This is a genomic window from Streptomyces sp. NPDC096013 (assembly GCF_044763565.1).
Classification (GTDB): Bacteria; Actinomycetota; Actinomycetes; order Streptomycetales; family Streptomycetaceae; genus Streptomyces.
The window spans coordinates 213,474-234,180 of record NZ_JBIWGK010000002.1 but is presented as its reverse complement, the minus strand read 5'-3'; the positions used below and the strand labels follow the sequence as shown (position 1 = coordinate 234,180).

The following is a 20,707-nucleotide window of genomic DNA, read 5'->3' as shown; positions in this document are numbered from 1 at the left end:
GGTCAGCGCCGCCCGTCTTGAACGCTGTTGCGGTAGGCCGCCGGTGTCACCCCGAGCACCCGCCGGAACCACCGGGTCAGATGCGCCTGATCCGCGAAGCCCACCTGCGCCGCCACCTCGGCGGGCCGTCCGCCCGCCTCCAGGAGTCCGCGGGCCCGGGTCACCCGGTACTGGGCGAGCCAGGCGTACGGCGGTACCCCCATCGTCGTACGGAAGGCGCGCAGGAGCTGGTAGCGGGAGAGGCCGAAGTCCGCGGCCAGGGAGGAGAGGGAGGGCGGGGTCAGCAGCTCGTCCGCCAGGCGGTCCCTCACCGCGTGGGCGACCCAGGCCGCGCCCGGGATCTCGTCCGGTGCCGGGCCGGACGTGGAGTGGCGGCGGGCCAGTGCCGTCAGCAGCCACGGGAGGCGGGACTCGGCCTCCAACGGGTCGGGGCAGGCGCTGAGTTCGGTGTGCGCGAGGCGCAGGGCCAGGGCGAGTTCGGCGTCGTCGAGGAGGGGTTCGCGGAAGTGCGGGAGGCCGCCGAGGGTGCCGTCGGTCAGGAGGGCCGGGTCGGCGTAGAGGGCGCGGTAGGCGTAGCCGTCGGTGGGGGTGCCGGGGCCGCCGGTGTGCATCTCGCCGGGGGCGAGGACGACGATGGAGCCCGGGCCGGTGCGGATGTGGCCGCCGCGGTAGTCGATGACTTCGGAGCCGCCGACGCAGACGCCGATCGTGAACTCCTCGTGGGCGTGCGGGGCGTAGACATGCCGGTCGAAGCGGGCGGTCAGCAGGTCGAGCGGCGGGCCGCAGCGGCCCAGTCTCGCCCTCGTCCACAGTGCCTGTTCACGTGCGCTCACCGGCCGCACCCCCTCTCCTCCACAGGGTGCAACGCCCAGGGGCCGCGTGTCATGCCGCCCCGAGCGCCCGTTCCAACGCGTCGAAGGCCGCGCACAGCCGTGCCCGGTGGTCGTCCACGAGTCCTTCGGCGGCCTCTCCCGCGAAGACGCGGCGCGCGGTGGTGACGTAGACCGTGCGGTACGCGGCGACGGTCAGGGCCGCGGCCAGGGCGGGATCGGGGGTGTCCGGGGCGGTTTCGGCGAGGGCGGCGGCGAGGGCGTTCTCGATCTCCTCCAGGGCCTCGCGGCCGCGGGCGCGCAGGGCCGGCGAGTCGGCCACGACCTCCCAGAAGTCGGGGAATCCGCTGTCGGGGCCGCCCAACGGGTGGCGCCGGTCGAGGAGTTCGAGGGCGAGACGGCGGAGCGCGGCGAGCGGGGGCTCGCCGGGGGCACGATCGCGTACCGCCGTGCTGAAGAGCGCGACCGCTTCCGGGATGCGGTCGAGGAACAGGTCCTCCTTGCGCGGGAAGTAGTTGAAGACGGTCATCGTCGACACCTCGGCGGCGCGCGCGACCTCCGCCACCGACACCTGGTCGAAGCCGCGCTCTCGGAACAGTGCGGAGGCGACGTTCGAGATCCGCTGCCGTGTCGCCCGCTTCTTGCGCTCTCTCAGCGGCAGCTCGGCCGCGTCCTTGTCCTGTCGCATTCGCTCACTCACGGGAACAGTGTAGCCAACATAATTTTTTAGTGACTACACTTACCGCATGAACACTGACACGGACTACGACGTCGTCATCGCCGGAGCCGGGCCCATCGGGCTGCTGCTCGCCTGTGAGCTGCGGCTCGGCGGAGCCCACGTGCTGGTCGCGGAGCGGCTGGCCGGGGTGGACGAGACCGTCAAGGCGGGCGGGATCAACACCCTCACCGCCGTCTCCCTCTACCGGCGGGGACTGCTGCCCGCGCTGGCCGAGGTGCAGGCCGAGACGGCGAAGGGCATGAAGGAGTTCCTGCGGACGCAGAGCCGCGAGGGCGCCGCCCCGCCGCCGAAGTCCGCCGGGCACTTCGCCGGGATCACCCTGCGGGCCGATCTGCTCGACACATCGGACCCCGCCTTCGCGGAGCTCGGTCCGCCCGGCGAGATCGGCCGCTTCGTCCCGCAGGCCCCACTGGAGCGGCTGCTCGGCCGGCGCGCCGACGAACTCGGCGCCGAGGTGCGCAGGCGGGTCGAGCTGACCGGCTTCGACGCCGACGAGGACGGTGTGAGCGTCCATCTCGCCCCTACGGACGGCTCGGCGCCGCAGGCCGTCCGCGCGGGCTGGCTGGTCGGCTGCGACGGCGGGCGCAGCCTCGTGCGCAAGCTCGCCGGCATCCCCTTCCCGGGCACCGCACCGGAGATCACCGGCTACCAGGCCATCGCCGACCTGACCGGCACCGAGGGGCTGAAGCACGGCTGGAACGCCACTGCCACCGGGATGTACACCTACGGCCCGACGCCGGGACGGCTGGTCTCCATCGAGTTCGACGGACCGCCCGCCGACCGCCGATCCCCGGTCACAGCCGAGGAGTTGCAGGCCGGCGTGCGCCGCGTGACCGGCGTCGACGTCACCGTGCACGCCCTGCGCACGGCGACCCGGTTCACCGACAACTGCCGCCAGGCGGACACCTATCGCGCGGGCCGGGTGCTGCTCGCGGGCGACGCGGCCCATGTGCACTCGCCGTTCGGCGGTCAGGGCCTCAACCTCGGTGTCGGGGACGCGATGAACCTCGGCTGGAAGCTCGCCCTGGTCGCCGGCGGCCGGGCCCCCGTCGAACTCCTCGACACCTACACCGCGGAGCGGCATCCGATCGGCGCCTGGGTGCTCGACTGGACCCGCTCCCAGATCGCGGTGATGCGCCCCGGCGCGCACGCCCGTGCCCTGCGCGGGGTGATCTCCGACCTCGCGGACACTCCCGACGGCACGACGTACTTCGTCAAGCGGATCTCCGGCGCCTGGCAGCGCTACGACCTCCCCGGCGACCACCCGCTGACCGGCCGCAGCGCCCCCGACCTCGAACTCGCCGACGGCACCCGCCTCGGCGACCATCTCCACACCGGCCGCGCCCTCCTCCTCGACCTCACCGACGACCCGAAGCTCCGTGCCCGCGCGGCCGGTTGGCAGGATGTGGTGGATGTCCTGACCACCACCTGCGCCCACCACCCGCAACTGTCGGGCCTGTTGGTACGGCCGGACGGGATCACCGCGTGGGCGGCGGACCGGGACGGCGCCGAGGACGATCCGACGGACGCGCTGCACCTGTGGTTCGGCGCACCGGCCGGCGCTTGACCCCGCCGTGACGTCAGCGTCTGTACTGATGCCATACGGATCGGAGAACTCGCCCTCTCCGTCGGTCCGGAGGAGGTCAGGCGGGCGCGAACCGTACCTTCGACGTCCCCGGGTCCGCCTGGGTGAGACGGACGCGCAGCCGTTCGCCCAGGGGCAGCGGAGTCGTGCCGCCCTCAAGACGGGCGACGACCGCCGGGGTGTCCAACTGGATTTTCCCCACGGAGGGTTGGCGTTCCTCGACGTCCACCACGTAGCCGTCGAAGAGGTCGCCGACGCGGTCCTTCAGGAGGGCCGCCTCGACGATGTCGACGCACTCGCGCTCGACGGTGCCCGCGCGGCGGTTGCCGTCGGCCATCTGCTGGGGGAGGGCGTCGAGTCCGGCCAGCACCCAGGCGGGCGGGGAGCCGGGGGCGAGGCAGAGTTCGGCGGCGTAGCGGTCGACCAGCCGCCGTAGGGGTGCCGTGCAGTGGGTGTAGGGGGCGGCGACCGCCGCGTGGGTGGTGACGGGCGGGAGGTGGCCGTCGCGGAAGACCGTGTACCCGGCGCCGCGCAGCAGGGTCGTGCACTCCTGGAGGAAGGCCGCGTGGTGCGGGAGGCGCGGGTCGAGGGAGCGGATCAGCTCGGCGTACGACATGTGGTGCGGCCAGTCGATGTGCAGCGCGTGCGCGGTGCGGTGGAGGCGGCCCACTGCGCCGTCCGGGGCCGTGGGGAGGGTGCGCAGGACGCCCGTGCCGTGCGTGAGCATCAGGTCGGCGGCGGCCATGCCGGTGAGGAGGGAGATCTGGGCGTTCCAGCCGTCGGCGGGCAGCGGGGCGCGGTAGCCGAGTTCGTAGGTGTGGTCGCGCTCGACGATCTCCTGCTCGGGCACGTTGAGGGAGATGCCGCCGCGCTCGACCTCCAGGCGTTCGCGCGCCTCGCCGATGTCCTTGAGCAGGGCGAGCGGTTCCTCGGCGGTGCCGGTGTCGATCCGCCGCTGCACGGTCGCGTAGTCGAGCTTGGCCCGGCTGCGGACCAGCGCCCGGCGGACGTCGACGGCGACCGTACGGCCGTCCGCGTCGAGGTCGAGCGTCCACAGCACCGCGGGCCGCGTCACGTCCGGCAGCAGACTCGCCGCACCCTCGCTCAGCAGCGGCGGGTGCAGCGGGGTCTTCTCGTCGGGGAAGTAGAGGGTGGTGACCCGCCGGTGGGCCTCCGCGTCCAGCGCCCCGCCGGGGACCACGAAGGCGGCGACGTCCGCGATGGCGTACCGGACCCGGAATCCGGACCCCCTACGGGACAGGTGCATCGCCTGGTCGAGGTCCATCGACGTGGGCGGGTCGACCGTGAAGAAGGGGATGTCGGTCGCGTCCTCGGCGGCCGGCGGCGGGGCCTTCGCGGCAGCCTCCGCCTCCGCGAGGACCTCCGGCGGGAAGCTCTCGGGCACGCCCAGTTCGGTACGGAGCGCGGTGAGGGCGGCGCGGAGCGGGGCTTCGGGGGTGCCGGTCACCCGGATACGGCGGCTGGGCATGACACGAGCGTAGGCACATTCCGCCCGCCCGCACCCTTTACGCTGGCGCAGGCCCCCCACGTACGCCAGAAGTCCCCTAAGGAGAAACCCGCCGTGCTCGTCCTGCTGCCTCCTTCCGAAGGCAAGGCCTCCTCCGGCCGCGGTGCCCCCCTCAAGCCGGAGTCGCTGTCGCTGCCGGGACTCACCGAGGCCCGGGCGGCCGTACTCGACGAACTCGTCGACCTGTGCGCCGCCGACGAGGACAAGGCACGCGAGGTCCTCGGCCTCAGCGAGGGACTGCGCGGCGAGATCGGCAAGAACGTCGACCTGCGCACGGCCGGCGCGCGGCCCGCCGGGGAGATCTACACGGGTGTCCTCTACGACGCCCTCGACCTGGCCTCGCTGGACACCGCCGCGAAGAGGCGGGCCGCGCGGTCCCTGCTCGTCTTCTCCGGGCTGTGGGGCGCGGTGCGGGTGACGGACCGGATTCCGTCGTACCGCTGCTCGATGGGGGTACGGCTGCCCGGGCTGGGCGCGTTGGGCACGCACTGGCGGACCCCGATGGCGGCGGTGCTGCCGGAGGTCGCCGGGGACGGGCTGGTCCTCGATCTGCGGTCGGCGGCGTACGCGGCGGCGTGGAAGCCGAAGGGTGAGGTCGCGGGGCGGACGGCGACCGTACGGGTGCTGCACGCGCCGACGCGGAAGGTCGTCAGCCACTTCAACAAGGCGACGAAGGGGCGGATCGTGCGGAGCCTGCTGACCTCGCCGGGGGGGCCGGGGACGCCGGCGGAGCTGGTGGAGGCGCTGCGGGACCTGGGGTACGTGGTGGAGGCGGAGCCGCCGTCGCAGGCGGGGCGGGCCTGGGCGCTGGATGTGCTGGTGGACGAGATTCACTGAGCGGCGAATCGGTCGGCAAGGCGCGCCCCGCCTGCGACGGCGAGGTGCGTTGCAGCATGCGCAATGAGCTTTGCGTGTGGTGCATCGACTCGGCAGGATGAGGCCATGTCTTCCTCGCCGTCGCCTTCCTTCTCCCTGCTCGGTCTCGCTCCCGTGCTGCCCGTCGTCGTCATCGAGGACGTCGCCGACGCGGTGCCGCTCGCGCGGGCGCTGGTGGTGGGCGGGTTGCCGGCCATCGAGGTGACCCTGCGGACGCCGGTAGCGCTGGACGCCCTGCGGGCCATCGCGGGTGAGGTGCCGGAGGCCGTGGTCGGGGCCGGGACCGTGGTGACTCCGGGGCAGGTGAAGGAGTGCGTGGCGGCCGGGGCGCGGTTCCTGGTGAGCCCCGGGTGGACCGAACTGCTGCTGGAGGCCATGCAGGGGTCCGGGGTGCCGTTCCTGCCGGGGGTGTCGACGACGTCCGAGGTGGTCGCGCTGCTGGAGCGCGGGGTGCGGGAGATGAAGTTCTTCCCGGCCCAGGCCTCGGGCGGTACGGCCTATCTCAGGTCGCTGGCCGGGCCGTTGCCCCAGGCGCGGTTCTGTCCCACGGGCGGGATAGGGGCCGACTCCGCGCCCGACTACCTGGCGTTGCCCAACGTCGGCTGTGTGGGCGGGAGTTGGATGATCCCGGCGGATGCCGTGGCCGCGCGGGACTGGGGGCGGATCGAGGGGCTGGCCCGGGAGGCGGCCTCGCTGCGCTCAGCGTAGGTGGGACGTGTCGTTGAAGAGCCGTACGCTCGCGTTGCCGTCGGCGTAGTACGCCACCGCGGAGATGGACGCGGCCGAGAGTTCCATGCGGAACAGGGACTCCGGTGGGGCGCCCAGGGCGAGTTGGACGAACGTCTTGATCGGGGTGACGTGGGTGACGAGGAGGACGGTGCGGCCCGCGTAGGCCGCCGTCAGCTTGTCCCGGGTGGCGGCGATTCGGATTGCCGTGTCCGCGAAACTCTCGCCTCCGCCGGTGGGTTGGGCCGTGGGGTCGGCCAGCCAGGTGGTCAGGTCTTCGGGGTACCGCTCGCGTACCTCGCCGAAGGTGAGGCCTTCCCAGGCGCCGAAGTCCGTTTCGCGCAGGCCCTCTTCGATCGTCACGTCGAGGCCGAGGCGCTCCGCTACGGCTGCGGCGGTTTCCCTTGTCCGGGTGAGGGGGGAGGCGATGATGTGCTGGATCGTGCCACGGGCTGCCAGCGCGGTTGCGGCTCGCTGCGCTTGGTCTTTTCCTGTGGTGGAGAGGGAGGGGTTGGTGCCGCCGCTGCCTGAGAAGCGTTTCTGGGGGGTCAGGGGGGTTTCGCCGTGACGGAGGAGGACGAACGTCGCGGGGGTGCCCATGTCTGCGGGGGCCCAACCTGCGCTGGGGGTCGCTACGTTGCGGGCTGCGCGGGTGTCGGCTGTGGCTTTTGCGGTTGTCGTCACAGTTGCGGTCGGTGGGGGCTGGTCGCGCAGTTCCCCGCGCCCCTTGAGTGCCTCGGCTGAGCCTGCGTTGGAAAGCTCCGCGTGTGTTCCGCGGCCCTGAAAAGCCTCGGTCGAACCCGTGCTGCGGAGTTCTGCCGTCGAGTCCGCCGCCGACCACTGTTCGCCGCGCCTGCCCGCGTCCATCGCCTCGTTGGCCAGGCGGTCCGCGTGTTTGTTCTTCTCGCGGGGGATCCACTCGTAGGTGACCCGGTCCGGCGGGAAGACGGTGGCCGCCTCTGCCGCGAGGGGCTTCATGTCGGGGTGTTTGATCTTCCAGCGGCCCGACATCTGTTCCACGACCAGCTTGGAGTCCATGCGGACGTGGACGGAGGCGGCGGGGTCCAGGGCGTGGGCCGTGCGGAGGCCGGCCAACAGGCCCCGGTACTCGGCGACGTTGTTCGTGGCGATGCCGATGTACTCGGCCGCCTCCGCCAGGGTCTCCCCCGTCGTCGCGTCGATGACCACGGAGCCGTAGCCCGCGGGACCCGGGTTGCCCCGGGAACCGCCGTCCGCCTCGACGATGAACTCCCGCACGGCGAACGCTCCTTACAGGCCGGACTCGGACGTGCGCACCAGGATGCGGCGGCAGTTCTCGCAGCGGACGACCGTGTCGGGGGCCGCCGCGCGGATCTCGTTGATGTCGGTGATGGCGAGCTCCTGGCGGCAGCCCTGGCAGGTGCGCTGGTACAGCTTGGCCGCGCCGATGCCGCCCTGCTGCTGGCGGAGCTTGTCGTAGAGCTTGAGGAGGTCCGCGGGGATGGTGGCCGAGACGACCTCGCGCTCCTTCTCGGCCGTGGCCTCCTCCGCGTCGAGGGTCTCGTAGGCGGCGTCGCGGCGGGCGGTCGCGTCGTCGATCCTGCCCTGCACGGAACCGACCCGCTCGGTCAGTTCGGCGGTGCGCTCCTGCGCGGACTCGCGGCGCTCCATGACCTCCAGGACGATGTCCTCCAGGTCGCCCTGGCGCTTGGCGAGGGAGACGATCTCGCGCTGGAGGTTCTCCAGGTCCTTGGGCGAGGTGACGGCGCCGGAGTCGAGGCGCTGCTGGTCGCGGGTGGCGCGCTGGCGCACCTGGTCCACGTCCTGCTCGGCCTTGGTCTGCTCGCGGGCGCAGTCGCTCTCCTCGGTCTGCACGGCCACGAGCAGGTCGCGCAGCTGGGTGAGGTCCTTGGTCAGCGCGTCGATCTCGGCGTGCTCCGGCAGGGAGTTGCGCTTGTGCGCGAGCTGCGAGAGGCGTACGTCGAGGGCCTGGACGTCGAGAAGTCGGATCTGGTCGGCGGGCGCGGCGTTCAGTTGGGGGCTCCCATTGAGTCGGGTGTGCTGGAGGACGCCGCGTGGGCGGTCCAGGGGTCGGTGACCGTCTTGGAGACGTGGACCCTGAGGTCCCATCCCTCGCGGTCGGAGATCTCGTCGAGCTGGGCGGCGGCCAGCTCGCACCAGGGCCACTCGGTGGCCCAGTGCGCCGCGTCGAGCAGCGCCAGAGAAGTGTGGGACCGGGCCTCCGACACCGGGTGGTGGCGGAGGTCCGCGGTGAGGAAGGCGTCCACGCCCGCCGCTCGTACGTCGTCGAAGAGGCTGTCGCCGGAGCCGCCGCTGACCGCGATCCGGTGGACCAGGGCGTCCGGGTCGCCGGCGACGCGGATGCCCTGCGCGGTCGCGGGCAGGCGCTCGGCGGCCCGGGCGGCGAGGTCGCGGACGGTCAGCGGGTGGTCCAGCTCGCAGATCCGGCCCAGGCCCCGGCGGCCCTCCGGATCGGTCGGGTCCGGTACGAGCGGTCCCACGACCCTGAGGTCCAGCGCGCCCGCGAGGGCGTCGGAGACTCCCGGGTCGGCGCGGTCCGCGTTGGTGTGGGCGACGTGCAGGGCGATGTCGTGCTTGATCAGGGTGTGCACCACGCGGCCCTTGAAGGTGGAGGCCGCGACCGTGGTCGTACCGCGCAGGTAGAGCGGGTGGTGGGTGACCAGCAGGTCGGCGCCCAGCTTCACCGCCTCGTCGACGATCTCCTGGACCGGGTCGACGGCGAACAGCACACGGGTGACGTCCTGGTCCGGGTCGCCCACGACGGTGCCGACCGCGTCCCAGGACTCGGCCCGCTCGGCGGGCCACAGGTTCTCCAGCGCGGCGATGACTTCGGACAGGCGGGGTACGGACTGACGGGGCACGGGGAAAGGCTACCTGGCCGGGCTGGGCGGCTGAACCGCTGAAGCGGTCGCATGAAGGCCTGCGGCACCGTTCAGCACACCCGCCCCGGTTTCCTCAGGCGAATCGTTACTTGGCCACCCTTATGGATGATGACGCTGCTCATCGGTCCCACGCCCGTACGTGCGAAAACTAGTTTCGTCGCCGGAGGTGACCGAACCATGACGGCCTGTGCGATCGAGCCCACGGCGGCGGACGAGAACGGCGACGAGTGCGGGGACCCGCGGACCGATGGCACCGAGTGTGCTGTCACCGCGGACGGGTCGTACGCCGCCCGTCTCGCCCCGGCCGGCGACTGTCTGTTCCCGGAGCGGTGGACGCTGGACGGCCCCGAGCCGTACGCCGTGCCGCTGCCCGGCAATCAGCCCGAGGAGCCCGGCACCGAGGTGCAGCCGATGGGCGACGGGCGGGTGCTCATCCGGCGGCTGGTGGACGGGCGGCACACGTTCTCGCTGCTCTACCCGACCGGGCCGGGCACCGGTGAGCTGCCGCTGGGCGCGGTCGAGTGCCCGGACCCGGACACCCGGCTGCGGCTGCTGCCGCCCGCGCCGGGGGGCGAGAAGGCGTACGCCCTCGCCGTGGGCCGGCGCTCGACCGCCGTGTGGCTGGTCGCGGGCGGGGCGTTCGGGCCCGAGCATCTCGCGATGGTCCCGGGGCGCTGCTCGGGCGGGGTCTGGCTGGACCGGGCCGGGCGGATGCTGGCGCTCGACCGGGAGGTCGGGGGGCGGACCAAGGCGATCGTGGTCGACCTGGAGCGGGACGGGGAGGTGTCGCCGCTGTTGCAGATCACCGCGGACAGCGACGACCGGCTGCTCGCGGCCGACCCCGACAGCGGGCTGCTGCTGATCGGCTCGGACGCGCCGGCGCCGGGGCGGGGGGAACGGCTCGGGTGGGGGGTGGTCGGTTCCACGCTGCCGGTGCGGTTCCCGGAGTGCCTGCGGCTGCCGGACTGCACGGTGACGCCGTTCGCGATCCAGCCGGGGCAGGTGCTGATGCCGGAGAACTGCGGGGTGGCGCTGCGCGTCGACGGACCGGCCGGCACCTGGTTCGCCGTCTGGCGGCCCGCCGACCGGCAGCTGCTCCAACTCCCGGCGCCGGAGGGCTGGTTGACGGGCACCGGGCTGTGGACGGAGGACGGGGTGCTGCGACTGCCGTACACCACACGGGAGGTGCCGTGCGGGGTGGCGCGGTTCGCGGTGCCCAGGGGGGCGGGGGGGAACGGGGGCCCGGGGTCCGGGGGGACCTCCGGGGCGCTGGGGGGAACGGGGGAAACACGCCCGGGGGATCCGGTCGGGGACGGGACGGGGGGTGCGCCTGGGGAGGCCGTGCCCGCGCCGTCGCGGCCGTCACCGCCGGATCCTCCGGTGCCGGCGGCCCCGCGTCCGGTGCCGTTGCGGGAGGCACCGCTCAAGGGCCGGGTGGCGGTCGGGTAACGAAGTGGTGTGGGTCGGTAACGAAGTCGTTCCGGACGGCGATCCGCCTCGCGTCACCCCGGGAACGGCTGGATAAGATCGCCGGGCTGTATGAAGGATCATGTTTCTACGGGGTGAAGTATCCGATGAGCGACACGAACAGCGCGCAGACCATGTCTGCCGACACGCAGGAGGCCTCCGGCCACGGCAAGCACCGGGGTCCGGTCTCGGTCCAGGAGAGCGAGTCGGCCGCCCACGGCCGGCACCGCAAGCCGTCCGAGCAGGCCGAACAGTCCCGGTACGCGGCTGTCTGACGCCACGTCAGGCGCCGTGCGCCGCTTCGCACGACACGGCCCCGCCCGTCAACTGACGGGTGGGGCCGCTGCGTTCCCGCGTCCTACCGTTCGTGGTCCCGCTTGAGCCCGAGCACCTCCGCCGCCGCGAACGTCTCGCCGTCCGGCCGCTGCGCGTAGTGCGGAGTGAGGACGGCGTCCAGCTCGTCGTAGCTGAAGAGGTCCTGCTTGCTGTCGAACTTGGCCTGGACGTGCGGGCGTTCGACGATCGCGACCATGCCGCCGTGCACGACGAGGAGCTGTCCGTTGATCCGTGCGGCGGCGGGTGACGCCAAGTAGCCGACGAGCGGGGCGACATGCTCGGGTGCGAGGGGGTCGAGGCCGTCGCCGTCCTCCCCGAACCCGGCGAAGACGTCCTCGGTCATCCGGGTGCGGGCGCGCGGGCAGATGGCGTTCGCGGTCACGCCGTACTTGGCCAGCGCGAGGGCGGTGGAGGTGGTGAGGCCGACGATCCCGCCTTTGGCCGCCGCGTAGTTGGGCTGTCCGGCCGAGCCCGCGAGGTACGCCTCGGACGAGGTGTTCACGATCCGCCCGTACACCGGTGCGCCGCTCGCCTTGGACCGCTCGCGCCAGTGCCTGGCCGCGAAGTGGGTGGTGTTGAAGTGGCCCTTGAGGTGGACCCGGATCACCGCGTCCCACTCGCCCTCGGTCATGGAGAAGACCATGCGGTCGCGCAGGATGCCCGCGTTGTTGACGAGGATGTCGAGCCTGCCGAACTCGGCGATCGCCAACTCGACGAGTTCCGACGCCTGTTGGAAGTCGGCGACGTCCCCGGTGTGGGCCGTGGCCCGGCCGCCCGCCTCCCGGATCCGGGAGGCGACCTCCTCCGCGGGACCGGCGGAGGCCTCCCCCGAACCGTCCCGGCCCGGCTGCCCGTAGTCGTTGACGACGACGGCCGCGCCGAGCCGGCCGAGCTCGAGCGCCTCGGCCCGGCCGAGCCCGCGTCCGGCACCGGTGACGATCGCGGAGAGGCCCTCAAGTGGCAGTGACATCAAGGTCCTTTCGGTGGAAGGGGGCCCACAGATCCCGGAGTTCACGGGGTTCAGGTCCCGGGGCTCAGATCTCGATGCACGTGCGCAGGGCGGTCCCCTGGCGCATCTGGTCGAGGGCCTCGTTGATGTCGGCCAGCGGGACGCGGTGGGTGATCAGGCTCTCCAGGTCGACCCGGCCCGCGCGCCACAGGGCGATGGTGCGCTCGTAGGAACGCAGCACGTCTCCCCCGCCGTACATCGAGGGCAGGATGCGCTTCTCGTCGAAGAACAGCTCGAACATGCTGAGTTGGAGGTAGTCGTCGAGGGCGCCCGCGCCGACGACGACGAGGGTGCCGCCCCGGCGGGTGTTCTCGTAGGCGGTGCGGGCGGTGGCGGAGCGGCCGACGACCTCGAAGACGTAGTCGAACCCCTCGCCGCCGGTGACCTGTTGCTTGGCGTCGGGCAGCTCGTCCGGCGAGATCGCCTTCGTGGCACCGAACGTGAGCGCGGACTCGCGGCGCGAGGCGACCGGGTCGACGGCGACGATCTCGGCGGCGCCCTTGAGCCGGGCGCCCTGGATCGCGGAGATGCCCACGCCCCCGCAGCCGATCACGGCGACCGACGAACCGGCCGCCACGTCGGCGGTGTTGAGGGCGGCGCCGAGTCCGGTGGTGACGCCGCAGCCGATGAGGGCGGCGATGTCGAAGGGCACGTCGTCGGGGATGGGGACGGCGCAGCCCGCGTCGACGACGACCTCCTCGGCGAAGGTGCCGGTACCCGCGAAGCCGAACACATCGGAAGGACTGCCGCCGGGGCGCCTGAAGTTGGGGGTGCCCGCGTTCATGAACCCGGCCAGGCACAGCTGGGTCTGACCGCGCTTGCACGCCGGACAGGCGCCGCAGGCGGGCAGCCAGCAGACGACCACCCGGTCACCGGGCTTCACATGGCTGACGCCCTCGCCGACTTCGAGGACCTCCCCGGCGCCCTCGTGCCCGGGTACGAAGGGAGCGGGCTGCGGCAGTACGCCCGCCATCGCGGACAGGTCCGAGTGGCACAGCCCCGTGGCGCGCACCCGGATCCTGACCCTGCCCGGTCCGAACCCCGTCGACTCGATGTCGTCGAGGACTTCCAGCTTGTCCTGGCCTATCTCGTGCAGTACGGCTGCGCGCATGGTGCGGCTCCCCTCAAGTCCGGCCTGGTTCAGGAGTGTTCGACGATCGTGTCGGCGAGTACGGGAGCGTCGTCCCGCTCCACGGCGCTCACCGCGACCCGCACGCCGGCCCCGCCCTGCCGCCACATGCGGATGCGCAGCGTCTCGCCGGGGAACACCACTCCGGCGAACCGTGTGTCGTAGGAGCGCACCCGGGTCACGTCGCCGTCGAGCAGGGTGTCGACGACGGCCTTGAGCGTCATGCCGTAGGTGCACAGGCCGTGCAGGATGGGCCGGTCGAAGCCGGCGAGCTTGGCGAACTCGGGGTCGGCGTGCAGGGGGTTCCAGTCGCCGGAGAGGCGGTAGAGGAGGGCCTGGTCCTCGCGGACGGCACGCTCGACCACCTTGTCGGGCTCGCCCGTTGGGGGTTCGAGGCGGGTGGAGGGGCCGCGGTCGCCGCCCCAGCCGCCCTCTCCCCGTACGAAGATCTGCGCGTCGTTGGTCCACAACGGGCCGTCGGCGTCGGCGACTTCGGTGCGCATGACGAGGACGGCCGCCTTGCCCTTGTCGTACACGGCGGCGATGCGCCCGGTGCTGGTCGCGCTGCCGTGGGCCGGGATCGGGCGGTGCAGACGCAGGGACTGGCCGCCGTGCAGGACGCGGGCGAGGTCGACCTCGACGCCGGGCATGGACAGGCCGCTAATGACGCCGGGCGAGCCGTTGCCCGCGACGGTGGCGAAGCTCGGCAGGACGTGCAGCCGGGACTCCAGGGTGTAGCGCAGCTCGTCGGGGTCGGTGGCGGGGGTGCCCGCGCCGAGGCCGAGGTGGTAGAGCTGCACGTCCTTGGTGTTCCAGGAGATCTCTCCCGAGCGGGGTTCGGCGGCGAGTGCCTTGGCGGCGTCGATCGGCATGGGGCTCCTGTTCAGTGGTGGCGGAAGACCTCGGTGCGGCCGTCCGCACCGTCGGCCGCACCGAGGTCGTCACGGGCCGACCTAGAACGCGTTCCAGTCCGGCGCCCTTCTGTATAGCCGAGCGCCCCGTACTTGTGAAGGCTCCTGACGGTGCGTCAGGTGGGTGTCGGCTCCGCCGCCCGGGACATTTGTCCTGCCCGAGTCCGTACATGCGCATCTGCCGGGCGAGGGGGCCGATCCGTAGCGTCGTAGCCATGACACAGACAGGTGGGGCAGCGGTCGGGACGGCAGGCGGGACGGCGGACCGGACCGGGCGTGCCGTGTCCTTCACGGGGGCGGTCAAGTCCTTCGGCGCGGTACGGGCCGTGGACGGGGTGGACCTGGAGATCGCGCGCGGCGAGACGGTCGCGCTGCTGGGCCGCAACGGCGCGGGCAAGTCGACGACGATCTCGCTGCTGCTCGGGCTGAACACCCCCGACGCCGGCACGGTCGAACTCTTCGGCTCCGCACCGGAGTCGGCCGTACGCGACGGCCTGGTCGGGGCGATGCTCCAGGAGGCGCGGGCGGTGCCCCGGGTCACCGTGGGCGAGCTGGTCGGCTTCGTCGCCCGGCGCTACCCGGCGCCGATGCCGGTGGCGCGGGCCCTGGAGCTGGCCGGGATCGGCGACCTGGCCCGCCGGCGGGTGGACCGGCTGTCGGGCGGGCAGACGCAGCGGGTGCGGTTCGCCGTGGCACTGGCCGGGAACCCGTCGCTGCTCGTGCTCGACGAGCCGACGGCCGCGCTGGACGTGGAGGCACGGCACGCGTTCTGGCAGTCGATGCGGGCGTACGCCCGGCGCGGGCACACCGTGCTGTTCTCCACGCACTACCTGGAGGAGGCGGACGCGCACGCCGACCGGATCGTCGTCATCGACCGCGGCCGGATCGTCGCGGACGGCACCGGCGAGCAGCTCAAGCGGGCGGCCGGCGGCAGCCTCGTCTCCTTCGACCTGGCCGGCCGGGCCACCGACGACCTGACCCTGCTGCCCGGTGTGCGGTCCCTCGAAGTGCGCGGCGACCGGGCGCTGCTGCGCACCGACGACTCGGACGCGACCGTGATCGCCCTCGCCGCCCGCGACGCGATCCGCGGCCTGGTGGTCACCCCGGCCTCCCTCGACGACGCGTTCCTCACCCTGACGTCCCACGAACCCGAAGCCGAACTGGAGACGGTGTGATGTTCGACTACCTGCGCCTCGAAGTACGCCGGACCCTGCGCGACATCGGCTTCGTGATCGGCGGGATCGCGATGCCGGTGATGATGTACCTGCTGTTCACGAACCTCGGCGGCGACGACAGCGGCTACAAGGCCACGGCGATGGTCGGCATGGCCGCCTACGGCGCCGTCGGCTCCGCCCTCAACACCGGCGGCGGGGTCGCCGAGGACCGGGCGATCGGCTGGCTGCGGCAGCTGCGGGTGACCCCGATGACCCCGCGCCAGGTCGTCGTCGGCCGCGCGCTGACCGGTTCGGTGACGGTACTGCCCTCGATCGTCGCGGTCCTCGCGGCGGGCGGCCTGGTCAACGGCGTACGGCTCGACGCCTGGCAGTGGGCGGCGATCGCGCTGCTGCTGTGGCTCGGCTCGATCCCCTTCACCCTGCTCGGCCTCGGCAACGGCTACGGGCTCACCTCCCAGACCACCGGCGTCGCGAACATGGCCTGCACCATGGGGCTCGCGGTGGTCGGCGGCCTGTGGTTCCCGATCAGCCTGTTCCCCGGCTGGCTGCGCGCCGTCTCCGGCTACACCCCGACCAACCGCTTCGCCGAACTCGGCACCTCCGTCGCCGACGGGCACGCCCCGGCACTCGGCGCGATCGTGGTGCTGACGGCTTGGCTGCTCGCGTTCGGTTCGTACGCTGTGCTGGCATACCGCAGGACCGGGCGGACCGTGTGACCGGGGGAGCGAGAAAGATGCACTGGACGCGAGGGATCACCTGTCAGGTACGGGCCTGGCGGGCGGCGCGAGCCGACTGGAAGACCGACATGGAGCGCTACAAGGCCGCCGAGAAGGAGGCCCGCAGGACCGGCGGGAAGATGCCCGACCAGCCCGGTCCGCCGCCCACCGGCTTCGCGCTGCTGCCGTGGCTGCTGATGGGCATGGGCTCCTTCTCCAACCTCCTCCAGGGCAAGACCGCCAACCCCTGGATCGGCGGCCTGGGCCTGTTGGCCTTCAACTCCCTCTACATCTACGTCGTGTTCCGCGCCTTCGTGAAGGACAAGCGCGAGGCGGTCGCGACCCGGGTGGCGCTCGGCGTGATGTGCCTGATCACCTGCGGTCTCGCCGCGGGCTACGGCGGCAGCTGGCTGTACTTCTTCCCGCTGCTCGGCCTCGCCACCGGCGCCGTACTGCGCGGCTCGTGGCTCGGCAAGACCGGCATCGCGCTGGCCGCGCTGGCGGGCGCCGTCTCCGCTGTCCGGGCGGGCACGGACGCCATCAACATCGCGTACGGCACGTTCCTGTCCACGATGGTGACCGCGGCGATCCTCTCCCTCTCCGAGGCCGTACGCGAACTGCGCGCCGCCCGCGAGGAGTTGGCCCGCCGCGCGATCGAGAAGGAACGGCTGCGGTTCTCCCGCGACCTGCACGACCTGCTCGGGCACACCCTCTCGGTGATCGTGGTGAAGTCGGAGGCGGCCCGGCGGCTCGCACCCCGGGACATGGACGCCGCGCTCGGCCAGATCACCGACATCGAGGCGGTGGGCCGGCAGGCGCTCACCGAGATCCGCGAGGCCGTCACCGGCTACCGCGAGGGCAGCCTCGCCACCGAACTGGACCGCGCCCGCTCCGCCCTGACCGCCGCCGACATCGACCCGGTGGTCCGCCAGTCGGGCCCGCCGCTGACCCCGCAGAACGAGGCCCTGCTCGGCTGGGTGGTCCGCGAGGCGGTCACCAACGCCGTACGGCACAGCGGTGCGACGCGCTGCGAGATCACGGTCGACGGCATCCTGGACCGGGTGCGGCTGACGGTCGCGGACGACGGACCGGGCACCGGGGACTCCCCGGCGACCGCCCCCGCGGAGGACGTCGGCGGCACCGGCCTCAAGGGCCTCACCGAACGCCTCGCGACGGCGGGCGGCTCCTTGCGGGCCGGCCCGTCGCCGCGCGGCGGTTTCACGGTCACCGCCGAACTCCCGGTGGAGGCGGCGGAGTTGACGTCCTCCCTGGTGACTACGGCTGGAGCTACGGCGCCCAGGGAGCCGTGACGGCCCAACTCACGTCGTCGGTCCACGAGGTGGCGCTGTCGAAGGCGTTCGAGCCCCCGTCGCTCGCGATGTAGACGTTGTAGTTGTAGTGCCGGAGATATCTGGTCGGGTAGTTGTACGACGCGAACGAGGTGCCCGTGCCGCTCTTCCCGGTCGAGGCGCAGAACGTGGCGTCCTGTCTGAACTGGGCGGTGCCGACCATGGGTTGGCGGTAGAGCTGGTAGTTGTAGTGGCGCAGGAAGTCACCGGGATAGTTCCGCGACTCGAACGAGTAGCAGGAGCTGTCGGCGAGGCCCCGGCGGACGATCCAGGTGGCGTCGCCCTTGTCGAGCGCCGCGCTGCTCGACGTGATGGCCGAGAGGACCGCCGCGTTGTTCTGGTGGCGGATGTAGTCGCCGGTGCAGCACGAGGTGGTCGCCCGCAGCGAGATCTCCGAACCGGCCGCGAGGGTCCCGGTGGTGCCGGTCGAGCCGCCGTAGCCGACGGAGACGATGTTCGCCTGTACGGAGTTGTCGGCCGCGTCGGTCGGGATGCCGGCGGTCATGACGCCCTCGAAGAACGAGCCGATGGAGCCATTGCTGTTGTCCCCGCCGGTGCCGAGGACGATCGCGCCCTCCTGGTGCATGGGCGAGTATCCGCTCGTGGTGGGTTCACCCCCGGAATAGGTGGTCGTGAGACTCCCCGACTGCGCGTTTCCGTATTTCAGCGCGAAATGGTCCTGACCGTTGTTTTTCAGCAAAGCGGTGACGAACGGTATCGCTCCGGTGCCGGTGTTCGCGGTGTTCTTGCTGTAGCCGGAGTCCGACTGGAACAGCCCGTTCTCCAGGTCGGCCTGCACCCAGGGGCCGCCGCCGTAGCAGGGCGAGAACCAGCACTCCGTACCGAAGTTGATCGCGTCCATGTGACCGTTGCCGGTGTCCTTGTTGTTCGTCTCCGCGTTGCCGTAGTCGAAGCAGCAGCTGCCGTTGACGTGCGTGCCCGAGGTCACCATGTACATCCCCTCGGCGGCACCGTTCGTGGCCACGCCCGAGGTCGAGTTGTCGCGATAGCCCATCCCGGCCGAGATCTCCAGGCCGTAGACCTGATGGCCGCCGACCGTCACCGGCAGCGCGTCGGCGGGCGCCCCGACATCGGCCGCGCCGGCCCCGCCCGCACCCTCGACCGTGAGGTCGTTGTGGCGCGCCGACTGGTCGTAGATCTTCGTGATGATGCACGTCGTACCCGAACAGAACGAGTCCTGCGCCGCCGCGTTGGCATACCCCCCGGCCGCCAGCAGGCCGATGTTCGCGGTGGCGCTGTCGGAGGCCCGCTGCACCTGGTAGAGCGAGCCGTTGTACGACGAGTACAGCGCCCGGACGAGACTGTGCGCGGCGACGCACGGGGTGCCGGCGGTGGCGTAGATGTCGCACGGCAGCGACCCGGCGGCCGACGCCTGCGGCACGCCGACGGCCAGCGCGAGGACGGTGACGAGCGCGGACAGGGCGGCGAGGGTGGCGTTTCTCAGCCGGCGCGGCCGGGCGCGGAGGAATCGCAGGAACACGGTGCACCTCATTCTGTTGCGGGTGGGCGGTGCGGGTGGCTGGTACGGGTGGGCGGGGCGGTTGGGCGGTGCGGGTAGGCGGTTGGGGGTGGCTGGTCGAAATACCGGACACTGTTCGATCGAAATACCGAACCGTTCGCGATCGAAATGTCGAACTGCCGAAAGATTGTCGAAAGGTTTCCGGAAACTGTCCGGTGCGGGAAATTCCAAGGTGCTTTCGGAATGCCGAGGCGATTGTTTGCCCGCGGCCGGGGACCGTCAAGACTCGCGGACGCGAACAATGAAGAGTTTTTGACAACCGCCCCGGGCCTTACCCTTGCCCCGTGGATGAGATGCCCCGGGACCACCGGCCCGCCAAGTCCGTCAGAGTGCTGCTCGCCGAGGACCAGGGCATGATGCGCGGCGCGCTCGCCCTGCTGCTCGGCATGGAGCCGGACCTCGATGTCGTCGCGCAGGTCGGACGGGGTGACACGATCGTCGACGCCGCCCTGACCCACCGCCCCGACGTCGCCCTCCTCGACATCGAACTCCCCGGCATGAGCGGCCTGGACGCCGCCGCCGAACTCCGCGAACAGGCCCCGGACTGCCGGGTGTTGATCCTCACGACATTCGGCCGCCCCGGTTACCTGCGCCGGGCGATGGAGGCGGGCGCGGCGGGCTTCCTGGTGAAGGACGGCCCCGTGGAGGACCTGGCCGCCGCGATCCGCCGCGTCCTGACCGGCGAGACGGTCATCGACCCGGCACTGGCCGCCGCCGCACTGAGCGCCGGCCCGAACCCGCTCACCGCCCGCGAGTGCGACGTCCTCAAGGCCTCGGTGGACGGCGCGACGGTCTCCGACATCGCGACGCAACTCCACCTCTCGGAGTCGACGGTCCGCAACTACCTCTCGTCAGCGATCGGCAAGACGGGCACCCGCAACCGCATGGAGGCCATGCGAGAGGCCCGCCAACAGGGCTGGCTGTAGCCACCCCTCCCCCTGCCCCAGGCGCCGCTCCCCCGCCCTAGGCGCCGCTCCCCCGGCGAAACAGCGCGGTCCACAGAAAACCCTCCCCGAACCAGGCCGACTCCACAGGCTCATCCCGCATCCGCCGCACCTCGACCACCTCCAACTCCCCGAACACCCACCGCAGTTCATCAGCCGTGTAGGCCAGCCCGCCTTGCAGCCCGGAACCCCGGTACAGCTCGGCGTCGGGCACCTCGGACCCCATCCCACCCGCGGCGAAGCAGGTCAGCCCGAAGTAACCACCGGGTGCGAGGACTTGGTCCAGCAGGGCGAGGTAGCTGATCCGGCGATGCGGGGGCAGGTGATGAAAACACCCAGAGTCGTAGACGAGGTCGTAGGGACCGGGCAGTTCGGCACCCGCAAGGGCGAACACGTCCCCGCGGTGGAAACGGACCGAGGGCGCCTCCCCTTCGACGCTGCTGTCCCACGCCCGCTCCTGCGCCCGCTCCTCCGCCCACGCGACGGCAGCGGACGACAGATCCACCCCGTCCACCTCGTAGCCCCGCGCGGCCAGTTGAAGGGCGTTGCGCCCCGGCCCGCACCCCAGATCCAGAGCACGCCCCCTCTCGGGAATCAGTCCCCGGTCGAGATACCCGACCAGGTTCTCGTCCGCCTTCCCCACAAAGAACGGCACCCCTTTGTCCCGGTCGGCATAGAAGCCGTCCCACCAGGAGACCGCCCCGGAGGTCCACCGATCGGCCTCCGGCGCGAACATCCCGTCGAGAAGCCGCAGTACGTCGTCCACCGTGCGGATGTCACGCCCGCGCTGTTCCCGGTCCATCCGGTCCCCCTCTCCGAGGGGCCGATCGTAGGAGCGGGCGGGTCCGAGGCCGAGGTCAGCGCGTACCCGCAGCACACACACGAACGCCGTCAACACCCTTGTACGGTCCGGGAGTCGACCCCGGAAGGCCACCGGTCCGGGG

20 protein-coding genes are annotated in these 20,707 nt (G+C 72.1%); 9 read left to right on the top strand and 11 right to left on the bottom strand.

From position 1 onward, the window contains the following. Nucleotides 1-2: 2 nt before the first annotated feature. The gene (locus ACIRB1_RS08575; RefSeq protein WP_403465042.1) at nt 3-833 is read right to left on the bottom strand and encodes a helix-turn-helix domain-containing protein; all 831 of its coding nucleotides are present in this window, start codon (nt 831-833) and stop codon (nt 3-5) included. Between the two features lie 49 nt (nt 834-882). Further along, nucleotides 883-1,518 carry a TetR/AcrR family transcriptional regulator gene (locus tag ACIRB1_RS08570; RefSeq protein WP_403465372.1) on the bottom strand — a complete coding sequence of 212 codons (636 nt, stop codon included), beginning with the start codon at nt 1,516-1,518 and terminating at the stop codon, nt 883-885. 58 nt (nt 1,519-1,576) lie between these two features. Here ACIRB1_RS08570 and ACIRB1_RS08565 point away from each other — a divergent pair, with 58 nt between their 5' ends. Continuing rightward, on the top strand, nt 1,577-3,136 hold the full coding sequence (locus tag ACIRB1_RS08565) for an FAD-dependent monooxygenase (RefSeq protein WP_403465041.1): 1,560 nt from the start codon (nt 1,577-1,579) through the stop codon (nt 3,134-3,136). A gap of 76 nt (nt 3,137-3,212) precedes the next feature. On the opposite strand, the gene ACIRB1_RS08560 is transcribed toward ACIRB1_RS08565, so the two are convergent. Further along, the gene (locus ACIRB1_RS08560) at nt 3,213-4,643 is read right to left on the bottom strand and encodes an RNB domain-containing ribonuclease (RefSeq protein ID WP_403465040.1); all 1,431 of its coding nucleotides are present in this window, start codon (nt 4,641-4,643) and stop codon (nt 3,213-3,215) included. Nucleotides 4,644-4,736: 93 nt separating this feature from the next. On the opposite strand from ACIRB1_RS08560, the gene yaaA reads away from it, so the two are divergent. Both yaaA and ACIRB1_RS08550 read left to right on the top strand, forming a co-directional pair. Continuing rightward, nucleotides 4,737-5,519 (top strand): peroxide stress protein YaaA, encoded by a 783-nt coding sequence (gene yaaA / locus ACIRB1_RS08555; RefSeq protein WP_403465039.1) that lies wholly within the window; start codon nt 4,737-4,739, stop codon nt 5,517-5,519. 105 nt (nt 5,520-5,624) lie between these two features. Beyond that, nucleotides 5,625-6,266: a bifunctional 4-hydroxy-2-oxoglutarate aldolase/2-dehydro-3-deoxy-phosphogluconate aldolase gene (locus ACIRB1_RS08550; protein ID WP_403465038.1), complete on the top strand. Its 642-nt coding sequence runs from the start codon at nt 5,625-5,627 to the stop codon at nt 6,264-6,266. Here ACIRB1_RS08550 and ACIRB1_RS08545 read toward each other — a convergent pair. Genes ACIRB1_RS08545 through ACIRB1_RS08535 form a run of 3 tightly spaced genes read right to left on the bottom strand, consistent with a single transcriptional unit; the run spans nt 6,258 to nt 9,166 of the window. Then, a complete protein-coding gene (locus ACIRB1_RS08545) occupies nt 6,258-7,541 on the bottom strand; it encodes a bifunctional RNase H/acid phosphatase (RefSeq protein WP_403465037.1) in 1,284 nt (427 codons plus the stop codon). The genes ACIRB1_RS08550 and ACIRB1_RS08545 overlap by 9 nt on opposite strands. 12 nt (nt 7,542-7,553) lie before the next feature. Further along, complete coding sequence (locus tag ACIRB1_RS08540; protein WP_403465371.1) at nt 7,554-8,297, bottom strand: zinc ribbon domain-containing protein; 744 nt, start codon at nt 8,295-8,297, stop codon at nt 7,554-7,556. Further along, the gene (locus ACIRB1_RS08535; protein ID WP_352183470.1) at nt 8,294-9,166 is read right to left on the bottom strand and encodes a Nif3-like dinuclear metal center hexameric protein; all 873 of its coding nucleotides are present in this window, start codon (nt 9,164-9,166) and stop codon (nt 8,294-8,296) included. The genes ACIRB1_RS08540 and ACIRB1_RS08535 overlap by 4 nt, the downstream gene beginning before the upstream one ends. 198 nt (nt 9,167-9,364) lie before the next feature. Here ACIRB1_RS08535 and ACIRB1_RS08530 point away from each other — a divergent pair, with 198 nt between their 5' ends. Together ACIRB1_RS08530 and ACIRB1_RS08525 are read left to right on the top strand one after the other, a co-directional pair. After that, a complete protein-coding gene (locus ACIRB1_RS08530) occupies nt 9,365-10,636 on the top strand; it encodes a hypothetical protein (protein ID WP_403465036.1) in 1,272 nt (423 codons plus the stop codon). A gap of 125 nt (nt 10,637-10,761) precedes the next feature. After that, nucleotides 10,762-10,929, top strand: coding sequence for a hypothetical protein (locus ACIRB1_RS08525; RefSeq protein WP_266768132.1), 168 nt, complete (start codon nt 10,762-10,764; stop codon nt 10,927-10,929). An 83-nt stretch (nt 10,930-11,012) separates the two neighbouring features. Here the strand turns inward: ACIRB1_RS08525 and ACIRB1_RS08520 are convergent, their stop codons facing one another. The 3 genes from ACIRB1_RS08520 to ACIRB1_RS08510 all read right to left on the bottom strand — a co-directional run bounded on the left by ACIRB1_RS08520 (nt 11,013) and on the right by ACIRB1_RS08510 (nt 14,000). Beyond that, nucleotides 11,013-11,960, bottom strand: a complete 948-nt coding sequence (locus tag ACIRB1_RS08520) for a 3-oxoacyl-ACP reductase (RefSeq protein ID WP_403465035.1) — start codon at nt 11,958-11,960, stop codon at nt 11,013-11,015. A gap of 64 nt (nt 11,961-12,024) precedes the next feature. After that, complete coding sequence (locus ACIRB1_RS08515) at nt 12,025-13,110, bottom strand: Zn-dependent alcohol dehydrogenase (protein ID WP_352183466.1); 1,086 nt, start codon at nt 13,108-13,110, stop codon at nt 12,025-12,027. A gap of 29 nt (nt 13,111-13,139) precedes the next feature. Further along, on the bottom strand, nt 13,140-14,000 hold the full coding sequence (locus ACIRB1_RS08510; RefSeq protein WP_403465034.1) for a MaoC/PaaZ C-terminal domain-containing protein: 861 nt from the start codon (nt 13,998-14,000) through the stop codon (nt 13,140-13,142). Nucleotides 14,001-14,320: 320 nt separating this feature from the next. Between ACIRB1_RS08510 and ACIRB1_RS08505 the strand changes: the two genes are divergently transcribed. Genes ACIRB1_RS08505 through ACIRB1_RS08495 form a run of 3 tightly spaced genes read left to right on the top strand, consistent with a single transcriptional unit; the run spans nt 14,321 to nt 17,240 of the window. After that, nucleotides 14,321-15,214 (top strand): ABC transporter ATP-binding protein, encoded by an 894-nt coding sequence (locus tag ACIRB1_RS08505; protein ID WP_403465370.1) that lies wholly within the window; start codon nt 14,321-14,323, stop codon nt 15,212-15,214. Next, nucleotides 15,214-15,930 carry an ABC transporter permease gene (locus ACIRB1_RS08500; RefSeq protein WP_352183464.1) on the top strand — a complete coding sequence of 239 codons (717 nt, stop codon included), beginning with the start codon at nt 15,214-15,216 and terminating at the stop codon, nt 15,928-15,930. The genes ACIRB1_RS08505 and ACIRB1_RS08500 overlap by 1 nt, the downstream gene beginning before the upstream one ends. A 17-nt stretch (nt 15,931-15,947) precedes the next feature. Then, a complete protein-coding gene (locus ACIRB1_RS08495) occupies nt 15,948-17,240 on the top strand; it encodes a sensor histidine kinase (RefSeq protein WP_403465033.1) in 1,293 nt (430 codons plus the stop codon). Here ACIRB1_RS08495 and ACIRB1_RS08490 read toward each other — a convergent pair. Continuing rightward, the gene (locus tag ACIRB1_RS08490) at nt 17,218-18,780 is read right to left on the bottom strand and encodes an alpha-L-arabinofuranosidase B (protein ID WP_403465032.1); all 1,563 of its coding nucleotides are present in this window, start codon (nt 18,778-18,780) and stop codon (nt 17,218-17,220) included. The genes ACIRB1_RS08495 and ACIRB1_RS08490 overlap by 23 nt on opposite strands. A 332-nt stretch (nt 18,781-19,112) precedes the next feature. Here ACIRB1_RS08490 and ACIRB1_RS08485 point away from each other — a divergent pair, with 332 nt between their 5' ends. Continuing rightward, a complete protein-coding gene (locus ACIRB1_RS08485; protein WP_403465369.1) occupies nt 19,113-19,745 on the top strand; it encodes a response regulator in 633 nt (210 codons plus the stop codon). 37 nt (nt 19,746-19,782) lie between these two features. Here the strand turns inward: ACIRB1_RS08485 and ACIRB1_RS08480 are convergent, their stop codons facing one another. After that, nucleotides 19,783-20,565, bottom strand: a complete 783-nt coding sequence (locus ACIRB1_RS08480; RefSeq protein ID WP_403465031.1) for a class I SAM-dependent methyltransferase — start codon at nt 20,563-20,565, stop codon at nt 19,783-19,785. Nucleotides 20,566-20,707 lie beyond the last annotated feature (142 nt).